Below are 18554 nucleotides of genomic sequence, written 5' to 3'. Positions count from 1 at the left end.
AATACGAAACACAAATCTCAGTATCAGCGCGCGTCTTGGAACAGACGCGACTATGAATTTTTTCTGTCACCCAGGACAATTTTGTGGATATTAGCCGGATATACCCAGTCGCGAGCCTGGCGCTCGATGAGATCCATAAATGCCGGGGGGCCACTGCAGTAGATCTGCGTGTTCGCATGGGCCGGACTCATCGCGTGAGACGTTGTCTGCTCCAACCGGTCAGCATTCAAGCCAAAATGGTGATGGACCCCACCTTCGCTTTTAAGCGCGTCAAGTTCTTCCCGAAAGACCGCGCGTTCAGGTGATCGAGCGAAGTTGTGCAGCTCGAATTTTTGACCTGCCGAGGCAAGCCGGTTCGCGATTCCCGCGATCGATGCGGCGCCAACGCCTCCAGCAAAAAGGATAGATCGCGTGCGATCGTCTAAAACAACTGTAGGACTCCGTGACGTTACGATGAACGCCTCATCACCTTGACTCAACGAGATGTCGGCTGTTTCTGTGTCCGTGCCGCCATCAGCTTGTCTCACAGCGATGACATAGGCACGCGGCTGAGATGTAGAACCGCACAGGGGATATATTCTCTCCTTGCAGATGACATTGTCGTGAACAAGTGTCACGCAAGCGCCATCGTCAAACGACGGAAGCTCCGATCGAGACCTGGTTTGAAGTTCAACGGCATGGTAACTCTCGGCAAGTTGCCATTTCCGTGTGATGATGACTGGGAGGAGGTTGTCGTGCATGTCTTCTCCAATAGGACCTTCGACTTCCGAAATCGGGAGTTCGTCGATGTATGGATTGCATGAGATGGCCGGCCCAGGAAGCTGCTCGAAGGACCGCTGAATGTCAGACTCAGGTTAGGGCGCGAGAAATCCACGAGCAAGCCGTCCAACGCGCATACCACGTATATAACTGTGCTGATAAAGGGTGGCCGTTGGCTCGGTGCCGCAAGGGGTCTGGCTGGTTGATCCAGCGAAAGCTCTTAGTATTAAGTAAGCGGTCGCGCCATTCTTCAGTTCGAAGATTCACTTTGTTCAACCGCGCCTCAGGCGCCAAAGTGTGAGTGCACCGTGAACCTCGAATGCGGCCACACCTTCTCTTTCAGCCCAGACGGCGAACACTTCCTGCTCGACGGCGAGCCGTTCCAGATTCGCAGCGGCGAGATGCACCCGGCCCGCATCCCGCGCGAGTATTGGCAACATCGAATCAGGATGGCCAAGGCGATGGGGATGAACTGCATCGCCTTGTACATCATGTGGAACTACCACGAGACGCGTCCGGGCGTGTTCGATTTCCACAGCGGCAACCGCGATATCGCGGCCTTCATCCGGCTGTGCCAGTCCGAGGGGATGTGGGTGCTGCTGCGCCCCGGGCCTTACGTCTGCGCCGAATGGGATCTTGGGGGCCTCCCCTCCTACCTGTTGCGCGACCCGGACGTCCAGTTGAGGACCGACTCAGCCACCGACGCTCGCTATATGGCAGCGGTGGCTCGCTACATCGAGGAACTGGTTCCGCGTATCAAGCCGTTGCTGATCCATCACGGCGGACCGATCCTGATGATCCAGATCGAAAATGAATTTGGGTCGTATGCGAGCAATCCAGCCTACCTCGAAGAGCTCAGGCAGCTTTGGCTCAAAGGAGGCGTAACCGGGCCGTTCTACACCGAAGACGGGCTCCTGCAACTCGAACGCAATCGCACCACGGTAACCGGTGGTGCGATTGCGTTGAGCAATGGCGACGCGGCACAAATCGCAACCGTCCGCCGGGAATTCCCTGCAGTGCCCGCGATGGCCGGTGAGGTGTACCCAGGGTGGCTCACTCATTGGGGCGAACCTGGTTTCGCAGGGACGAACTACGACCTCTCGCAAGTCTTGACCGCGTTCATGCAGTCGAAACGGTCGTTCAATCTGTATGTCATTCACGGCGGTACGAGCTTTGGTTTTTATGCCGGCGCGAACGTGGATGATTCAGGCAACTATCAACCCGACATCACCAGCTACGACTATTCGGCGCCGATTAACGAGCAGGGCATGACGACGCCGAAGTACATGAAATACCGCGACATCATCGGCGGCTACCTGCCTGCGCCCTTGTCCGATATACCTGGCGCCATCATCACGCTCGAAAGCATGAGCATTGGTGCCTTGATGCCAACGCTCTACGCGTCGATCTGGGACAACCTGCCCACGGCACTGCCGCGCGAACAGAGCATCGAACCACAGTCCTTTGAAAGTTATGGGCAGACGTTTGGCTTCGTGCTGTACCGCAAGCAGTTGCAGGAGTATGCGAGCGGTGTGCTGGATATCAGCAGTGTTCATGACTATGCGACCGTTTTCGTTGGCGAACACTACATGGGCGGCGTTTCGAGGGCACAAATGCCACAGGAGTATGCGCAGCCGCTTCAAGTAATGCATTGCGCGCCGCTCGCCCTTCCCTTGACGTTGCCGGAGCACGAGTCGAACGCGGGAGGCGCGGTATCGTTAGAGATCCTCGTGGAGGGCATGGGACGGGTCAACTTCGGCCCCGAGCTCGTCGACCGCAAAGGACTGCTCGAACCAGTCAGGATGAAAAACGCCGATGGGTCGTTCGCCATGCTCAAGGGCTGGGACGTCTTCCTGCTGCCGATCGATGAGACGTTTATCGCCAACCTTAAGGGAACCTGCACGAACCCGCTGAAGCCCGGGCTGTTTTTCAAGGCAAGCTTGCTGCTGGATGAAGTCGGCGACATCTGGCTCGACATGAGCAACTGGACCAAGGGCGTCGTCTGGGTCAACGGGCACAATCTCGGACGCTACTGGAATATCGGTCCGCAAAGGCGCTTGTACTGCCCCGCGCCGTGGCTCGTGCGAGGTGACAACGAGGTGCTTATCTTCGACTTACACCAGATCAAGGCGACGCCGGTGGAACTGGCGGATACGTTGTTTTAGCGCGAACCCGGCGGGCCGACGCCAGGCATGCGGCCACATCCACTTCACTACTTCGCCTCACCACTCCGCATTAACGACCGGCAACAATTCCAGCGTGAGCACTTCGAACGGCGCGAGCTGGATTTCCTGAAGCACATCAGCGTTTAGGACAGCCGGAATATCGGAAACCGCTTCACACCAAATGCTACGCGAATCGAATCGCCCCACCGCTGCCGCCGGCAACTCCAGTTGTCGCCGCAAATCCAGCGTGAAGCGTTGCACGCGGCTGTCCGGATTGCGCAGCGTGACGATCGCCTTGTGCCGCGCCCACGCTGCCCAACCGTAGACTTCTAGCCGGTCTGGCGCCCCGCCCATCCAATGGCTGTCGCGCAGTACGTCGCCGTTTTCGCGCGCCCATCTGGCGGCGTCCGCGAGCACATCCCAGTCGTACTCGGTCAGCAGGGCTGGCGTAATGTACAGCTCCTGCAATTGCGTGCCACTTCCGAAGTAGGAACGCACTTCGTTGGCGAAATCATTGCCTGCCGCCGTGTTGAGGCGCGGATTGCACTGCGCGTAGAGGATGCCATGCAGCATCAGCGAATTGAGCGGGAGGAGCGGACTGCGCACCACGACGTGGTGGTACGTCTGCGCGTCGCGGTACGTGATCCAGCGCTCGCGGTGAGTGCCGGTTCCCGCCAGATCGTCGTCCTTACCACCGCGCCAGATGGAGTCTGCATAGCGTAGCCAGAACGGCGACGGATGCGTCCCTGTAGTGAGATTGATGAAGGTATCGGGTTTGACCGCGCGGATGTGCTCGATGAGCTGGATTGCCGCATCCCAATCGCTATCGAAGAGGCTGCCTGGAAATACCCTGTCAGCGTTGCCTGTACCGTCGAACTTGAACTGGTTAACGCCGCCCTCATCAAGCAAGGCCATCACGACTTCATGAAAGCGTCGATAGTAACTCGGCCCCGATAGCGCGAGTCCGTGATCGATGACCTCATACCCGGCCGCACGGCCGCGCGTCACACGTTCCTGTTGCGGCGCTCCGTAGCCACCCCACGGGGACAACCATACGCCGGGCGCGGCGTCGTATCGTGCTGCAGCGTCGCGCAGCGGAGCGAAGCCTTGTGGAAAATCCTTGCTGAAATGCCAGCCGCCGCTAAGGTCGTCCCAGCCATCGTCGAACAGAAACGAATCGATCTGCACGCCGCGCGCGTCATGCAACTCGCGGCCGATTGCTTCGATGCGCTCCAGCGCCTGCTCCTGGGTGTACGGCGTGAGGTAGCCGATGTCGCCCCAACTGTTGTAGTGCAGAAACGGGCGATATGGGTGAGCCCGTTCCCGTTCAAGATAGGTGGCGAAGTCGCGCCGCAACTGGCCGTCGCGCACTACGCCGGCCACGGCGGAGTAGATCAGCGTCCTGTTCTTTTCCAGCGGCAACGCGCGTTGGAGAGTAAAGCGAACGCTGTCGCCTTCCACATGACTTTCCGCCAGCGGCAGCTCGAAACCTAGATAGAAGTTGCCCGCGACGACAGGCATGCCCTTCAGTTCGCTGCTGGCCTGTGCGTCGGCAGCACGCATCTCCAGTAAGGAAACGACGGCGATAGCTGCGCCCTGAAGAAGCGCCGTAATCGCTAACTGTTCGCGTAGGTATCGTGAACCGTCGCGCTGCTCCACACTCCATTCCACCTTTAGACGGCCTTGAGCATCGACGAGGGTGGCACTCACGCGTCGGCCGGCGATTCGTTCGGCAAGGCGGGACGCGCGGGGGTTGGGTGCGAGTGCGGTTTCTTTCACCGGCGCAAGGACCTTCAGCTCGGCCACGCCGACGGTACTTCCATCGGCGAGCCATAGCGCGAACGGCGCGACGATGGGGAGCGTGCGCTCCCCCGCGAAATCGATCAGTGAGAAATCGGCGAGACGTTCGTCCTTGACCGTCCAGCGCAACGCAATCGCGTCGTTGCCGAATGAGTAGGCATCGCCCCGCGTCTGGAATACGGGCATGCCGGCTTGCGTGGGCAAAGCATCGTTGGCGCGCATGGAGAGGCCTGTCTCGAGCAGGAGCAACTTCCATAGAGTACCGGCAATGGCCTGGCGCGTCCAAGCCGCCCGCTGGGAAATGCAGACCGGCTAAGACCCAGTGGACGCCCGTGGTTCGATCTTCACTGCGACCTGAGCTTCCGGATCAGCACCTCCGGCTGCGTCACGCCGATCGGGCAATCAGGCAACCGCCCTTCGAAGCGCCCGTCAGAAGAGTTGAGCGCCGAGCTCGCGCAGGCTGTTCCACTTGACGGTGCTGATAAATGGCCGGCCCGAGGTGTCGAGCGATTCGATCATCGCCCGTTGTCCGCGCGCTTCGGCGACGACGCGCACGATACGCGCGCGGTAGCGCAGCAGCGCCCCAATCGGCGGGCACAACGCTTCCCGGCGAATCCGCAATCGTTTCTTTTCCATACCGCTGTCCAGTTACAGATCCAACCCGTGTCAGAGCCGCAGCACGGCGCGGCCTCTCTGCGACAGATGCTACCAGGTTGGCCGGCCGTCGTCCAGGTCGCAGGAGCAATCGCTACCCGTGGCGCGCAACGATCTCCGGCCGCGGCTTTCCCAACGGTGGGCCGCCGCAGGATCCATTTGTACCTGGCAAGCACGACTGTTTGTCCATGGCGGGTATTCGAGATCCGCGCCAATGCGCCTAGATTTCATACCCATCGGAGCCGATGGCCCGATCAGCATCTGATCCCAAGCATCTCATCTGGAGGTTTAATCATGAGCACGTCACAAAAAGTCGTCGTCGTTACCGGCGCATCGCAAGGCATTGGCGCCGAACTGGTCAAAGCGTTCCGCAAGCTGGACTACCGCGTCGTCGCAACCGCACGATCGGTCCGCCCCTCGGACGACCCTGATCTCTTGACCGTCGCAGGCGATATTGCCGATCCGGCTACCGCGCATCGCGTGATTGCCGAGGCCGTCGCCCGCTTTGGGCGTATCGACACACTGGTCAACAACGCCGGCATCTTCGTCGCCAAGCCCTTCACCCGTTACACCGCGGAAGACTACGCAGCCGCCATCAGCGTGAACGTCTCCGGTTTCTTCTACATCACGCAACTGGCGATCGCCGAGATGGAAAAGCAGGCGAGCGGTCACGTGGTCACCATCACGACCAGCCTGACCGACCACGCGATCGACGGCGTACCCTCGGTACTGGCGTCGCTGACCAAGGGTGGCCTGAACGCGGCGACCAAGTCGCTCGCGATCGAGTACGCGAAAAAGGGTATCCGCGCCAACGCCGTCTCGCCGGGCATCATCAAGTCGCCGATGCACGCGCAGGAAACCCATGCGGCGCTTGGCGCACTGCATCCGATGGGGCATATGGGCGAAATGAGCGATGTTGTGGGCGCTGTGCTGTATCTGGATGCCGCACCGTTTGTGACGGGCGAAATCCTGCACGTGGACGGCGGCCAGAGCGCGGGCCACTAAGCCCTGACACTCGTCTTTGATCATCCTCGGGGCGCCGCTAGCCGGCGCCCTTCAAGTCAAACCACGATTACGGAGAACGACATGCCCATTGTCACCATTCAGGTCACCCGCGAGGGGTCCAAGCCCGGCAACGATTCCGTCACCGCCGAGGAAAAAGCGCGGCTCATCGCCGGCGCAAGTCAGTTGCTGCTCGACGTGCTAAACAAACCGCTCGAGGCGACCTTCGTTGTCATTGAGGAGGTGGACACGGAGAACTGGGGCTGGGGTGGCTTGCCGGTCGAGGCCTATCGCAAGCAGCGAGCCGCGAAACAGGAATGAACACCTTGTCCGCTAGCCCGCGAACTGCTGCAGTCGCCCAATACTGACCTGCAGTTCGCGCGCCTGTTGCCATTTGCGTCATCAACCCTACTGCCAGCCACGACCTCGCCGGCGCCGCCGGTTGCCCTCCCCGCTGCGCACCATAGCCAAACTCGCCTTTAGCTTTCGCCGCGGCGTGAAGCGCCTTGCCTGCGTTGCAGGCGATGGGACAGGCGGGCGGCTTCAATGCGCGTCACACTATAGTCCTGATATCCTGCATAGACCCTTGTTCCGCACCGGAGGCGACCGCGCCGCCCGTTGCGCTCATGTGCGGCCGTTCCGGGTGCCCTTCCCTCCGGGCAAAAAGCACAATACCGAAGGTCCTCGAGAGTCCATGCAGCGTCAATTTGAAGATGTCCTTCTGGGCAGTATCGAACTGTTCTGTCTTGCGGCCGAGCTCGAGAGTTTTACCCTTGCGGCGACCGCCGCAAGCGTGACACCGGCCGCCGTCAGCCGTACAGTCGCGCGCCTGGAGGCCCGGCTCGGTGTGCGCCTGTTTGTGCGCACCACAAGACAGATCCGGCTCACGGATTCGGGACGGCGGTACTTCGAACAATGCCAGCAGGCGCTGCGCCAGCTGGCCGATGCCGAGCGTGAGGCAACCGGGCAGCAAACCACACCGACCGGCGTGTTGCGGATCAGCATGCCGACACCGTACGGCCACTATCGCGTCCTCCCCCTGCTAGCCGAATTTCGTGCGCGCTATCCCGGCGTCACGATCGAAACTCACCTGAGCAACCGCAATATCGACTTCGCGGAAGAAGGATTCGACCTCGCCATTCGCGGGCGTGCACCGAGCGACTCCGGTCTGATCGCGCGAAAAATCGAGGATGCGGAACTGGTGATCGTGGCTTCGCCTGCTTATCTGCGCGGCGCCGGGAAGCTGGAAACACCGGAGGATCTGATCCATCACGACTGCATCCAGTATGCGTTGCCGAGTACCGGCCGCAATCTTCCCTGGCTGTTCAAACAGGACGGCGAAGTGGTCGAGATGATGACGCGCGGCGGTTGCGCGGCGTCGGGTGACGTGCTTTCCGGGGTGACCCTGGCGCGCCACGGGGCGGGCATTTTTCAGACCTATCGTTTCACCGTCGATAAAGACATTGCCGACGGCACACTCAAGGAATTGCTCGTCCCGTATGGCGGTGGTTCGCGCCCCTTCGTGCTGCTTTATCCGCACGCGCGGCATCTGTCGTCGCGGGTGCGGAGCTTCGTCGACTTCCTGATGGAAAGACTCGGGTCGTAGTGCCCGACTCCTATCGCACTGACGCAATTCGCGCGTGGTGCGTGGTGCCGTGGTGCCGTGGCGCTGTGGTGCTGTGGTGCTGTGGTGCTGTGGTGCTGTGGTGCTGTGGTGCTGTGGTGCTGTGGTGCTGTGGTGCCTGACCGGCATCGGCCGATCAGGCCGTCAGACCGGCTGGCGCCGACGTGCCCATTGAGCAAGTGCGGCACATGTCACGAGCAGCGCGCCAGTGACGAAGAACACAGAGTGCAGTCCCAAAAGGACGCCAATCTGGCCACCGATCACTGGACCGACCACCTGGCCGCTGAACTGTGCCGATTGCAGATAGCCGAGCATCTGACCGGTCCTGCTTTCATCGACCGACTGTCTCGCCAGCTTGGCGATAGCGGGCAGCAAGCCCGCGAGCGTCATGCCCATCAGGACGCGCAATCCGGCAAGTTGCCACCACTCGGTGACGAAGGCTTGCGGCACCATCACGAGCCCCGTGAGCACCAGGCAGCCGATGATGACATTCCAACTGCCAATGCGATCAGCAAGCGCGCCAAGCCGCGCCGCCGTCAGGATGCTGCCCAACGCGGAACACGCCATGACCACGCCGGCGGTGCGCGCCAGATGATCCGTCTGCACGTTCAGACTGCCGATATAGACCGTGATGATCGGCTCGATCGACATGTTGGCGAGCAGGACCATCATCGCCGTCACGAGGATCGTGGCCACGACCACGTAATCCGTGCGGCGCGTTGGCGTGGCGGCCGATTTGATGCCCCGTCCCCGGGCGTCCGAGGCCGGATGGAAATCCTCCTTCACGACGAACATGGTCAGCAGGGCAGCGACTGCAATCATTGCGCCACCCGCGAAAAACGTGCCGCGAATCCCAATCCAGCCCGGCAATAGTCCCCCGATAAGCGGCCCGACCAGGTTACCCGCGAGCGCACCCGTCGACAGAATCCCCAGCGCCCAGCCTGCCCGCTCACGCGGCGCCTGCGTGCCGACCATCACGGTGGAGGCCGACGCGTAACCGCCGACGAGTCCGGCGATCAGCCGCAGCCCGACCAGCTCATAGACGTTGTGGGCCATGCCGATCAACGACATCACCACGGCCATACCCACCGCCGCACGAACCAGCATCGGCTTACGGCCGTAACGATCGGCAAGCCGCCCCCATAGCGGCGCGGTGGCCGCGGTGCCGAGAAACGTCGCACCGAACGCGACGCCGGACCATTGAATGACCGCCGACTGGGATTCGACGCCCAACTGGCGCACGTACAACGGCAGGAACGGCAGCAGCATGCTCAGACTGACTAGCGTCGTGAAGGAACCGATCACGCAAACGACCAGATTGCGTCGCCAGTAAATTTCGTTGCGCTCGGTATAACCGCGCAAACTCGGCCGCTGAAACGGGTTGGATGGGGAGTGAGCAAGCTGATTCATTTCGTCCTCAACGCAGCAAACAGATCGACAGCCAAAACGAGCGCCAACGAAGCGGCGCCGAGCTACGCCGCCGCCGTTGATGATGGGAGCCAGTCTAGATTGAATCGAATTGAGAGAGAATCGCCAGCGTACGGAAGACATTCTTCCGCGGCGAGATTCAGTCCGTGTCGGTAAAGTGCTGCAGTTGCTCGAAATGCTGACGCAGACGCGGCGCCGCGAAGTCGACAAAAGTACGCACCTTGGGGACCGACAGGCGTCCTTGCGGCGTCAGAAGGTGCACAGGGAGAGGTGAATGCTCGCTATCGCGCAACACGATCTTCAGCGACCCGTCCTTGACCTGTTCGGCAATGTGATACGAAAACATCCGAGTGACGCCGTGGCCGGCGACGGTCGAAGCGATCGCCGCCCGGATCGTGTTGACGATTAAGCGCGGGGTCAATTGCACGACCTGGGGAATCGCCGAACGACCGGATGGCGGAAAACTCCAGGAGTCCAACCCGAAATGCGTCATCGAGATGATTTGATGATGAGCAAGATCGGCCGGTTCGTTGATGGCGGGATGAGTGGCCAGGTACTGGGGCGAAGCCGCCACGACACGGCGGACCTCACCGACAGGTATCGCGATGAGCGTCGAGTCCGCCAGATGCGCGATACGCAGCGCCACGTCGATTCCTTCGTCGATCAGGCCGACTGGACGGTCGAGCAGTTGCAGGCGTATCGGAACAGCGGGATAGCGATCGATGAAATCGTCCAGTATTGCCCGCAGCACGTCCTCACCCGCGGCAACAGGCGCGGTCACGGTCAGCATACCGCGCGGCGCCGACCGCTCGTCTGCCACCAGCAAATCGGCTTCCTCGAGATCGGTCAGGATGCGCCGGCAGGCCGACGCATAACGTTCGCCCGCCGCACTCAGTCTGATCGTTCGCGTGGTTCGGTGCAGCAGGGCCGTTCCGGTGTGCTCTTCGAGGAACGCGATGGCCCGGCTCACCGCCGCAGGGGATCGTCCGAGCCGACGTCCGGCACCCGCCAGGCTGCCTTCGTCCAGCGTGGCCACGAACACCTTCATCACGTCGATCCGGTCCATATTTTTACCGTAGGTTTCTCAATCTAAACTGCGCTTGTTCCCGCTCGGCGGTTCAAAAGTACTTCATGAAAAGGCTTACACCATCCGTGACACCTTCCGATTCACTTCAAGGTCTTTCCGATATCCTCGAACCGGGTTTATCAGTGGTATTTTGCGGCATCAATCCGGGCATCCGTGCGGCATCGACCGGGCGCCACTTTGCCGGCAGAGGCAACCGGTTCTGGCGGACCGTTCATCTGGCGGGTTTTACGCCGGAACAGATCTCTCCCGAAGACGATAGCACGCTCCTGAAGTACGGCTGCGGCCTGACAACCGTGGTCTCGCGTCCGACCGCACGAGCGGACGAACTATCGCAATCGGAATTCAAAGCGGCTGCGACCGAGTTCGAGCAGAAGATTGAACGATATGCACCGCGATACGTTGCCTTCCTCGGCAAGATGGCGCTCTGCGCGATGTCGGGCAGGCGCGACATCGACTGGGGCTTGCAACCGACGGCGTTCGGCGGCGCCCGCGCATGGGTGTTGCCCAATCCCAGTGGCCTGAACCGGACATTCAGTCTCGACGCGCTGGTGACGGCCTACCGGGAACTTCGTCTTGCGGTTGCGCCGGCTGGTTCGGTCTGAAGACACGGGCGCCTGCTGTCAAGCCTCGAGCGGCGGCGCTAATTATCCCGAGGCGCTTCAGCTATCTCCCCTACCCCCTGATCGTTTCGACCAGGAACCACGCACGGCCCTCGGCTTCATCGATCCAGTTTTCGATGAGACTGGCCGAGGCGACATCCACCAATTCATCGCACAAGGCATGGGCCTCTCTCAAGTTCGTCACAAGTCGCTGGTTGTCTTCCAGCAACTCGGCCAACATGTCGGAGGGCTGCGGGTCCGCGTCCTCGCTGTCGGCCGAGCGCTGCAGCCTCGACGCGCGCGCCATCGACCGTAACGTCGTGCCGCCGATCTTTCGCACACGCTCGCCGATCAGGTCCGTCGCCGCGAGTATCTGGACCATCGTTAAGCTCCTTGACTTGACGGTATGTCCTACAACGCTCCGGCTTCGATACGGGAAAGCGAAGCTGCGGCACCCGCGCCATACACCGGATCGGCCCCGGTGCCCGTTGCGTGAGTCAGTTTCTGCGTGGTCGAATTTTCAGCCATTACAGTTATCCTAAACAATGACGAACGGGCGCCGACGTTATACGCACAGCGCGGCGCACTCACGAGGACCAGGCCTCGCGCTGGTCAGCTCAACCGGCCCAAGCCGATGACCTGATGACGCTACAGAAATTCCCGGCGTGGAAATGCGGATCCTTATCGGCAAGCACATCCGCCTTGACGTTGCCGAAAGTCGTATCCGGCTTGTGTTTGATCCCGTCGTAGAACGCCTGGATGATGTCTTCCTTGAAGTGCGGCGTGCGCGGATGAGCCTCTACGACAGCCCCCCGCTCCACGTCGCTGTATTCGGGGTATGTCAACCCCAGGACGTCCATTTCCACCCCTGCGGTGACAAGGGCGACGACGGGATGCATGTGCTGCGGAATGCCCGGCGTCGTGTGCAGCGCGATCGCCGTCCATACCGTGTCGATGTCCTGTTGGTTGATGCCGTGGCTCTTCAGGAAATCGCGGGCGGCATTTGCACCGTCCACCTCGAAGCGCTCGCACGCGCTGCTATGCTTGTGTGTCAGCCCCATGTCGTGGAACATGCATCCACAGTAGAGCAACTCCGGGTCGAACTTGAGGCCACGATGCTTGCCTGCCAGCGCGCCAAAGTAGTACACGCGACTGGAGTGATGGAACAACAAAGGCGAGGCTGTATCCCGGACGAGTTCGGTGATCTCGCGAGCCAGTTGACTATCAGGGACGGTGATTCCGGCAACGTTCAAAGTCATGATTGATCTCCATAGAAAACACTACCGATTCTCCGCAGTCCGATAGCTGTCTTCAATAGGCGTAACACGACAAATCCTGCCATTTCACGCGATTAACAGACACAGCGCGGAGATTCGAAAATGTGAAGGTCGGGTAACCGGATGCATCGGCAAGGTAGGCTCACAATGTCGCATCCCGTCTTATACTGCCACGAGCGGGATTTGAAAAAATGCGTACATGAGAGATGGCCATGCCCAAAATCGTCGCTATTTTTGCCCCGCCAGGGGCTCAGCTTCTTGACGTCTCCGGACCGCTTGATGTGTTCGCACAGGCCAACGTTGAAGCGCGCAAGGAGTTCTATGCCCTACGGATCGTGGCCGGCGAGTCTGGTCCGATCCGGAGCTCTTCGGGCGTGCGGCTACTGGCGGATTGGGTCGCGCCAGATGTGAATGAACGCATCGACACGCTGCTTGTAGCAGGTGCGCCTGGCGCTGAAAAGGTCACGCTTTCCGCCAACATTGTGGCGTGGTTACGCTCGGCGGCCGTTCGGAGTCGACGGTACGGTTCCATATGCACGGGCGCCTTTTTTCTAGCGTCGACCGGCCTGCTGGACGGCCGTCATCTCACGACTCATTGGGCGGCGGCCAAGGCCTTAGCCGAGGCGCATCCATCGCTTACGATTGACGAAGATGCGCTGTACGTGCGCGATGGAAAGCTGCGCACCGCCGCGGGCGTCACGGCCGGGTTGGACCTTGCTTTAGCCTTGGTCGAAGAAGACCTCGGCCGTGACGTGGCAAGGCGTGTTGCAGCCCAGTTGGTGATGTTTTTCAAGCGTCCCGGGGGACAGTTGCAATTCAGTCAGAAGGGCGAGGCACGTCCTGCCGGACGCTCCGTGTTACAGGAGGTGCAGCGATGGGTTGCAGCCAACCCGGAACTCGATCACAACGTAGCGGATCTGGCAAAACATGCGGGGATAAGCCCTCGCCACTTCGCACGGCTCTTTCATGCTGAAGTCGGCATGACGCCCGGCGCGTGGGTGGAGGCGGCGCGTATCTCTGTGGCCCGCAAGCTTCTGGAGAACGGACACGACACCCCAAAACAGGTCGCGGCGAAGTGCGGCTACGCCAACGTCGATACACTGAGGCGGACATTTTCTAAACATGTCGGCGTCACGCCCGCTGAATATCGCAAACGCCAGGCGCCTACGTCAGAGTAAGTCCTGGAAACGTTGGGCATGCTTCGGGGTTTCTTTATCGAAGCGATGAGAACGTTCAATTGTTCTTTTCCTGTTCCTCGCCGCATGATGCAAACGTAGGGAGAAAGGGCGGGTGTGGCTTGCCGTCTGAAGCGCAGCGCCCAGCCCCTGCCCCTGGCTATAGCACCGATAGTCTGTTTCAAGCGAGAGGATTTCAGCGATGAGTACACCAGCCGCACGCCTGGGGATGACCGAACGAACCACGCTGGCCATCGGCGAGGTTCTGGCTGGGCGCAAGGCCGGCATCCGTTCCACATTGCTGTTTGCCGGCCCGGCTGTCGTGGCTTCCATCGCGTACATGGACCCTGGCAATTTCGCCACGAACCTTCAGGCGGGGGCCCGGTATGGCTACTCGCTGCTCTGGGTCGTACTCGCTGCCAACATTATCGCCATGCTGTTCCAGGCACTTTCGGCAAGGCTGGGCATCGTCACGAACCGCAATCTCGCCGAGATGTCCCGCGAGCATTTTTCGGTTCCCGTGGTCTATGCCATGTGGGGAATCAGCGAGATCGCGGCCATGGCGACGGATCTCGCGGAGTTTCTCGGCGGCGCGATTGGCCTGGCACTGCTGTTTCACCTGCCTCTTCTCATCGGCATGGCCGTGACCGGGCTCGTTACTTACGCGATCCTGATGGCCGAGAAGCGAGGCTTCCGCCCGATCGAACTGGTTATCGGCGGTCTCATCGGCGCGATTGCCCTGTCTTATGTGATCGAACTGGCGATCGTCCACGTAGCGTGGGGAGCCGCGGCGCACGGAACGTTCGTACCGCAGTTGCATGGCTCAGGGGCGCTCGGTGTCGCCGTCGGCATTATCGGTGCCACGGTGATGCCGCACGCCATCTACCTGCACTCCGGCCTGACACAGAATCGCGCACCCGCGCACACCGATGCCGCGCGCCACAGGCTGGTGCGTTTCTCGAACCGTGAAGTCGTCATTGCGTTGACAATTGCCGGTCTCGTCAACATGGCCATGGTCATCATGGCGTCCGGCGCATTTCACGCGGGTCACCCTGACGTGGCCGAGATCGAGACGGCCTATCACACCTTGACGCCTCTGCTCGGCGCTGGCGCGGCGGGGGTCTTCCTGATTTCGCTGCTGGCCTCCGGCATTTCGAGTTCGGTAGTCGGAACGATGGCTGGGCAAATGATCATGCAAGGCTTCGTGGGTTTTCGTCTTCCAGTCTGGCTCCGCCGTCTTGCGACGATGCTGCCCGCATTCATTGTCGTGGCATTGGGCGTCAACGCAACCGATGCGCTTGTCTACAGCCAGGTGGTGCTGAGCTTTGCGCTGCCGGTGCCGATGGTTGCGCTCGTGATCTTTACCAGCCGGCGCGACATCATGGGCGCGTTCGTGAACAGCCGGCTGGTATCCGTCACCGCGATTGTGGGGACCGCAACGATTCTGGTCCTCAACGCGATTCTGCTGCTGCAGACTTTTGGCGTCGCGATACCAGGAATCCCGGCTGCCGGTTGACTCGCCGGGTTCGTCAGGAATGGTTCCCACATCATTGCTAACGCTGACCATCCCTAACCGCGCGCCGGATCCCGCATCGCCACCTTCCTCGCAGCCGACGCTGTCACCCTCACCGGCGCCGTCACTTCGTTGTGCTCGATAATCTTCGCGATCTCCGCGTCTGCCTGCGCGCCGTACTGCGCAAACACATCGGTGCGATAGGTCGTGTTGACCGCAGCGGCGAGCTGCGTGCCGGAGTCCTCGCGTGTGTCGGCGTCGACGTCCATCGAGAGCCCAACGCGAAGCGGATGCGCCTGCAGCTCCTTCGGATCGAGCGCGATACGCACCGGCAGGCGCTGCACGATCTTGATCCAGTTGCCGGTCGCGTTCTGCGCCGGCAGGGTCGCGAAGGCGCTGCCCGTGCCCGCCGAGAAGCCGATCACCTTTCCGTGGTACTTGACGCTCGATCCGTAGACATCCGCCGTCATCGTGACCGGCTGACCGATGCGCATGCGACGCAGCTGCACTTCCTTAAAGTTCGCATCGACCCACACGCCGTTGAGCGGCACGATCGACATCAGCGACGTGCCCGGCCCGACGCGCTCGCCAACCTGCACCGAGCGCTGCGCGACGTAGCCCGTCACCGGTGCAGGCAGGGTATTGCGCGCGTAGTCGAGATAGGCGTCGCGCACCTTGGCGGCGGCGGCCTGCACGTCCGGATGCTGTTCGATCGACGTGTGGTCGGTCAGCGCACGGTTCGATAGCGCCTGCTGGCGAGCGGCGTCGAGCGCGGCCTGAGCGCCGGCCACAGCCTCGCGGGCGTGCGAGACGTCTTCCGCCGACACCGCGCCGGTGCTGGCCACCGCAACACGGCGTTGCAAATCGTCCTGCGCGCGCGCCAGGTCCGCCTCGCGCTGCGCGACGTTGGCCGCATAGTAGCTGTTGTTCACGTAGAACGTGCTCACCTTGCGCACGGCCTGGCCGAGCGCCGCTTCTGCGTTCAGCAGCGCGATGCGCGAATCGGCCGGGTCCAGCGTGACGACCGGGCTGCCCTCTTTGACGATCTGCGTGTCGTCCGCGTTGACCGCGTTGACCGTGCCGGTCACTTGCGGCGTAAGCTGCACGAGGTTGCCGTTGACGTACGCGTCGTCGGTCGACTCGTGATATTGCCCATACTTGACGTAGTACGTGCCGTAAGCAGCACCCGCGACCGCAACCCCGATGCCCAGCAGTGCGAGCCACAGCTTGCGCTTGCCCGAGCCGCCGGGAGGCGTCGCGTCCGGCGAGGGTCCAGCGGGAGCGTTGTGTGCACCCTTGCTGTTCAATTGTGCCGGGTCCGCGCTCGTGCGGTCGGCCGTAGTGCTATCGCTCATGTCAATTCTCCAGAGAGTGTGCGAACGTGCCGGTTCAGCGCGCGGCGACGACGGCGTGGGAAGGTGCGGCTGAATCCGCACGGCGTATTGATTCGGATGACGTATCGACATAGCCGCCGCCGAGCGCTGATGCGAGCGCGATCTGCTGGTCGCGCCGGTCCATCAGCAGGCTGGCAACGGCCTGATCGGCCTGCAGCGCGTTTGTGTCGGCGTTGAGCACGGTCAGCTGATTCGTCAGGCCGGCCTTGTACTGCGTGATCGCCAGCTCGTCGGCCTCGCGCGCGGCCTGTTGCGCCGCTTGCGCATCGCCAAGCTGCACGTCGCTCGAACGGATTTGCGCAAGTTGCGTCGCCACGCTGCTCAAGGCGCTGCTCAGGGTCTGGTTGTAGGTCGCGACGGCGTCATCGAAATCCGCGTAACGGCCCTTCAGTTGCGCACGCAGCGCACCCGCATCGAAGATCGGCAGATTGATGGCCGGACCCACGCTGGCCGTGCGGCTCGCTGCCGTCAGAAAGCGGCCGAAACCGAAGGCGTCCAGGCCGATCGCGGCGCTCAGATTGATGTCCGGGTAGAACTCGGCCTTCGCCTCCTTCACTTCGTGCGTAATCGCATCGACGCGCCAGCGGGCCGCGACGATGTCCGGGCGGCGGCTCACAAGGTTGGCGGGAAGGTTGTCCGGCAAGCGCACTTCGTCGCCGACGCCGAGCGCAGGCCGCGCGATCGTGAGCCCACGGTCGGGGCCTTCGCCCATGAGCGCGGCCAACTGGTAGCGGGTCGTGAGGATGCTGCCGTCGAGCGCGGCGAGCGCCGAGCGGGCGGTCGCGAGATTCGCCTGCGCCGTCTTGCGTTCGACTTCGGTATCGAGTCCGGTGGCGATGCGGCCGGCCGTGATGCGGTCGATCTGTTCGCGGCGCTCGACTTCCTGCTGGGCGATATCGTGCAGCACGTAAAGCCGCGCGAGCTGGTTATAGGTGCGGGCAACTGCCGTCGTGAGCGTGAGCTTGACGACTTCCGCGTCGGCCTCGCCTGCCTGCACCTGGGAGACCGCCGCCTTCAGCGCTTCGCGATTCTTGCCCCACAGATCCAGATCGTACGAAGCGCTCAACAGTCCACTGTTCTGGGTTTGCCAGCTGCCCGCGTAGGGCGGCGGCACTTCCGCCGTGCCGCTGAACTGCTGGCGCGTCAGTGAGTACTCAGCGTCGACGCGTGGCATCGTGCTGGCCTTCGCGGTGTCCGCATAGGCCTGCGCCCCGGCGAGGCGGGCGCGCGCCTGCGCAAGCGTCGGGCTGCCCTTGAGCGCTTCCTCGATCAGGGCCTTCAGTTGGCCGTCACCGAACTGGTCCGCCCAGTCGGCCGCCGGCCAGTGACCGTTTTCGGCCGGCAGGCTTTGCGTCGTCTCGAACTGCTGCGGCTGCGCCATCTGCTTGTCGCTGTGGATACCCGCGTAGTTGGCACATGCCGAGAGCATCGCCACCAGGATCGCTGACAGCCCCGTCCTCATCGCACGGATAACACTGCCGGATTGATTAATCTGAGATTTCATTTTCTGACCTGTCAGATGTATGATTAAAAAAAAGGGGGAGCGCCGCGGCGCTCACTCTCCGATGAATTTGTTAAGCAGACGGCACAGTTCTTCGAACTCCGCCTTCGTGAACTTCTTCAACCGCACGTTCAGCACTTCCGGTGCGATAGTCGGAATCTCGGCCGCGATTTCTTCGCCCTTCTGCGTCAGCACCAGGTTCACCACCCGGCGATCGTCAACGCTGCGCGAGCGTTCCAGCAACCCCTTCGTTTCCAGCTTGTCCAGCATCCGCGTCATCAGCCCGGTGTCGACGGACAACATCTTCGAGAGCTCGAACGGCGTGGAGGCCAGACCGCGCTGCATCGCGAGGAGAATGCCCATCTGCGGGCCGGTGATGTCGAGATCCTTGAGGGCCGTGTCCATTTCCGACGTGATCAGGTTGCGAGCCTTGGTCAGCAGGAACCCGACGCTGTGCGTCAGGGAGAAATTTTCAGGCGTGTAGTGCTTCATGGTGCGGCCTCAATGTGTGTGACTCACACAATAACTGTGAAGTCAGATTCTGGCAAGGATAATTTTTGCGATTTCTTCCCGTTC

The 18554-nt window shown here is 61.6% G+C and carries 16 protein-coding genes and 2 pseudogenes; 7 read left to right on the top strand and 11 right to left on the bottom strand.

Annotation, left to right across the window (positions count from 1 at the left end; translation table 11 throughout):
• Window positions 1-50 precede the first annotated feature (50 nt).
• The gene (locus PQQ96_RS14630; protein WP_408292743.1) at window positions 51-740 is read right to left on the bottom strand and encodes a ferredoxin reductase domain-containing protein; all 690 of its coding nucleotides are present in this window, start codon (window positions 738-740) and stop codon (window positions 51-53) included.
• Between the two features lie 327 nt (window positions 741-1067).
• Here PQQ96_RS14630 and PQQ96_RS14625 point away from each other — a divergent pair, with 327 nt between their 5' ends.
• Window positions 1068-2924, top strand: coding sequence for a beta-galactosidase (locus PQQ96_RS14625; protein WP_408292740.1), 1857 nt, complete (start codon window positions 1068-1070; stop codon window positions 2922-2924).
• A 57-nt stretch (window positions 2925-2981) separates the two neighbouring features.
• Here the strand turns inward: PQQ96_RS14625 and PQQ96_RS14620 are convergent, their stop codons facing one another.
• Together PQQ96_RS14620 and PQQ96_RS14615 are read right to left on the bottom strand one after the other, a co-directional pair.
• Window positions 2982-4946 (bottom strand): alpha-galactosidase, encoded by a 1965-nt coding sequence (locus PQQ96_RS14620; protein WP_408292737.1) that lies wholly within the window; start codon window positions 4944-4946, stop codon window positions 2982-2984.
• Between the two features lie 207 nt (window positions 4947-5153).
• Window positions 5154-5360 (bottom strand): hypothetical protein, encoded by a 207-nt coding sequence (locus tag PQQ96_RS14615; protein ID WP_408292736.1) that lies wholly within the window; start codon window positions 5358-5360, stop codon window positions 5154-5156.
• Between the two features lie 312 nt (window positions 5361-5672).
• Here PQQ96_RS14615 and PQQ96_RS14610 point away from each other — a divergent pair, with 312 nt between their 5' ends.
• Window positions 5673-6383, top strand: a complete 711-nt coding sequence (locus PQQ96_RS14610) for an SDR family NAD(P)-dependent oxidoreductase (RefSeq protein WP_408292734.1) — start codon at window positions 5673-5675, stop codon at window positions 6381-6383.
• 81 nt (window positions 6384-6464) lie between these two features.
• Window positions 6465-6701 carry a tautomerase family protein gene (locus PQQ96_RS14605; RefSeq protein ID WP_408292732.1) on the top strand — a complete coding sequence of 79 codons (237 nt, stop codon included), beginning with the start codon at window positions 6465-6467 and terminating at the stop codon, window positions 6699-6701.
• Window positions 6702-6812: 111 nt separating this feature from the next.
• On the opposite strand, the pseudogene PQQ96_RS14600 reads toward PQQ96_RS14605, so the two are convergent.
• Window positions 6813-6933: pseudogene (locus PQQ96_RS14600) on the bottom strand (nitronate monooxygenase); the annotation flags it as partial.
• A 141-nt stretch (window positions 6934-7074) separates the two neighbouring features.
• On the opposite strand from PQQ96_RS14600, the gene PQQ96_RS14595 reads away from it, so the two are divergent.
• A complete protein-coding gene (locus PQQ96_RS14595; RefSeq protein ID WP_408292892.1) occupies window positions 7075-7986 on the top strand; it encodes a LysR family transcriptional regulator in 912 nt (303 codons plus the stop codon).
• 162 nt (window positions 7987-8148) lie between these two features.
• Here the strand turns inward: PQQ96_RS14595 and PQQ96_RS14590 are convergent, their stop codons facing one another.
• Together PQQ96_RS14590 and PQQ96_RS14585 are read right to left on the bottom strand one after the other, a co-directional pair.
• Entirely contained in the window at window positions 8149-9414 is a 1266-nt protein-coding gene (locus PQQ96_RS14590) for an MFS transporter (RefSeq protein WP_408292731.1), read from the bottom strand.
• A 157-nt stretch (window positions 9415-9571) separates the two neighbouring features.
• Complete coding sequence (locus PQQ96_RS14585; RefSeq protein ID WP_408292729.1) at window positions 9572-10498, bottom strand: LysR family transcriptional regulator; 927 nt, start codon at window positions 10496-10498, stop codon at window positions 9572-9574.
• 65 nt (window positions 10499-10563) lie between these two features.
• On the opposite strand from PQQ96_RS14585, the gene mug reads away from it, so the two are divergent.
• Window positions 10564-11121 carry a G/U mismatch-specific DNA glycosylase gene (gene mug, locus PQQ96_RS14580; RefSeq protein ID WP_408292727.1) on the top strand — a complete coding sequence of 186 codons (558 nt, stop codon included), beginning with the start codon at window positions 10564-10566 and terminating at the stop codon, window positions 11119-11121.
• 70 nt (window positions 11122-11191) lie between these two features.
• Here the strand turns inward: mug and PQQ96_RS14575 are convergent.
• A pseudogene (locus PQQ96_RS14575) lies at window positions 11192-11494 on the bottom strand (Dps family protein); the annotation flags it as partial.
• 241 nt (window positions 11495-11735) lie between these two features.
• Window positions 11736-12377, bottom strand: a complete 642-nt coding sequence (locus tag PQQ96_RS14570; RefSeq protein ID WP_408292725.1) for an HD domain-containing protein — start codon at window positions 12375-12377, stop codon at window positions 11736-11738.
• Window positions 12378-12607: 230 nt separating this feature from the next.
• Here PQQ96_RS14570 and PQQ96_RS14565 point away from each other — a divergent pair, with 230 nt between their 5' ends.
• Together PQQ96_RS14565 and PQQ96_RS14560 are read left to right on the top strand one after the other, a co-directional pair.
• A complete protein-coding gene (locus PQQ96_RS14565) occupies window positions 12608-13573 on the top strand; it encodes a GlxA family transcriptional regulator (protein WP_408292723.1) in 966 nt (321 codons plus the stop codon).
• 199 nt (window positions 13574-13772) lie between these two features.
• Window positions 13773-15086 (top strand): Nramp family divalent metal transporter, encoded by a 1314-nt coding sequence (locus PQQ96_RS14560; RefSeq protein ID WP_408292721.1) that lies wholly within the window; start codon window positions 13773-13775, stop codon window positions 15084-15086.
• Between the two features lie 53 nt (window positions 15087-15139).
• On the opposite strand, the gene PQQ96_RS14555 is transcribed toward PQQ96_RS14560, so the two are convergent.
• The 3 genes from PQQ96_RS14555 to PQQ96_RS14545 are packed head-to-tail and all read right to left on the bottom strand — an operon-like array spanning window position 15140 to window position 18470.
• Window positions 15140-16438, bottom strand: coding sequence for an HlyD family secretion protein (locus PQQ96_RS14555; protein ID WP_408292719.1), 1299 nt, complete (start codon window positions 16436-16438; stop codon window positions 15140-15142).
• A gap of 34 nt (window positions 16439-16472) precedes the next feature.
• A complete protein-coding gene (locus PQQ96_RS14550; protein WP_408292717.1) occupies window positions 16473-17981 on the bottom strand; it encodes an efflux transporter outer membrane subunit in 1509 nt (502 codons plus the stop codon).
• 51 nt (window positions 17982-18032) lie between these two features.
• Window positions 18033-18470 (bottom strand): MarR family winged helix-turn-helix transcriptional regulator, encoded by a 438-nt coding sequence (locus PQQ96_RS14545; RefSeq protein ID WP_408292715.1) that lies wholly within the window; start codon window positions 18468-18470, stop codon window positions 18033-18035.
• Window positions 18471-18554 lie beyond the last annotated feature (84 nt).

The organism is Paraburkholderia sediminicola, assembly GCF_046027825.1.
Taxonomy (GTDB): Bacteria; Pseudomonadota; Gammaproteobacteria; order Burkholderiales; family Burkholderiaceae; genus Paraburkholderia; species Paraburkholderia sediminicola_D.
Note: the sequence above shows the minus strand (reverse complement) of the source record. Positions and strands in the feature narration are given on the sequence as shown.

What these genes read in the sequence shown, in the direction of transcription:
- PQQ96_RS14630 (WP_408292743.1), bottom strand. Translation starts at nt 740, where the DNA reads ATGCACGACAACCTCCTCCCAGTCATCATCACACGGAAATGGCAACTT.
- PQQ96_RS14620 (WP_408292737.1), bottom strand. Translation starts at nt 4,946, where the DNA reads ATGCGCGCCAACGATGCTTTGCCCACGCAAGCCGGCATGCCCGTATTC.
- PQQ96_RS14615 (WP_408292736.1), bottom strand. Translation starts at nt 5,360, where the DNA reads ATGGAAAAGAAACGATTGCGGATTCGCCGGGAAGCGTTGTGCCCGCCG.
- PQQ96_RS14610 (WP_408292734.1), top strand. Translation starts at nt 5,673, where the DNA reads ATGAGCACGTCACAAAAAGTCGTCGTCGTTACCGGCGCATCGCAAGGC.
- PQQ96_RS14605 (WP_408292732.1), top strand. Translation starts at nt 6,465, where the DNA reads ATGCCCATTGTCACCATTCAGGTCACCCGCGAGGGGTCCAAGCCCGGC.
- PQQ96_RS14595 (WP_408292892.1), top strand. Translation starts at nt 7,075, where the DNA reads ATGCAGCGTCAATTTGAAGATGTCCTTCTGGGCAGTATCGAACTGTTC.
- PQQ96_RS14590 (WP_408292731.1), bottom strand. Translation starts at nt 9,414, where the DNA reads ATGAATCAGCTTGCTCACTCCCCATCCAACCCGTTTCAGCGGCCGAGT.
- PQQ96_RS14585 (WP_408292729.1), bottom strand. Translation starts at nt 10,498, where the DNA reads ATGGACCGGATCGACGTGATGAAGGTGTTCGTGGCCACGCTGGACGAA.
- mug (WP_408292727.1), top strand. Translation starts at nt 10,564, where the DNA reads ATGAAAAGGCTTACACCATCCGTGACACCTTCCGATTCACTTCAAGGT.
- PQQ96_RS14570 (WP_408292725.1), bottom strand. Translation starts at nt 12,377, where the DNA reads ATGACTTTGAACGTTGCCGGAATCACCGTCCCTGATAGTCAACTGGCT.
- PQQ96_RS14565 (WP_408292723.1), top strand. Translation starts at nt 12,608, where the DNA reads ATGCCCAAAATCGTCGCTATTTTTGCCCCGCCAGGGGCTCAGCTTCTT.
- PQQ96_RS14560 (WP_408292721.1), top strand. Translation starts at nt 13,773, where the DNA reads ATGAGTACACCAGCCGCACGCCTGGGGATGACCGAACGAACCACGCTG.
- PQQ96_RS14555 (WP_408292719.1), bottom strand. Translation starts at nt 16,438, where the DNA reads ATGAGCGATAGCACTACGGCCGACCGCACGAGCGCGGACCCGGCACAA.
- PQQ96_RS14550 (WP_408292717.1), bottom strand. Translation starts at nt 17,981, where the DNA reads ATGAAATCTCAGATTAATCAATCCGGCAGTGTTATCCGTGCGATGAGG.
- PQQ96_RS14545 (WP_408292715.1), bottom strand. Translation starts at nt 18,470, where the DNA reads ATGAAGCACTACACGCCTGAAAATTTCTCCCTGACGCACAGCGTCGGG.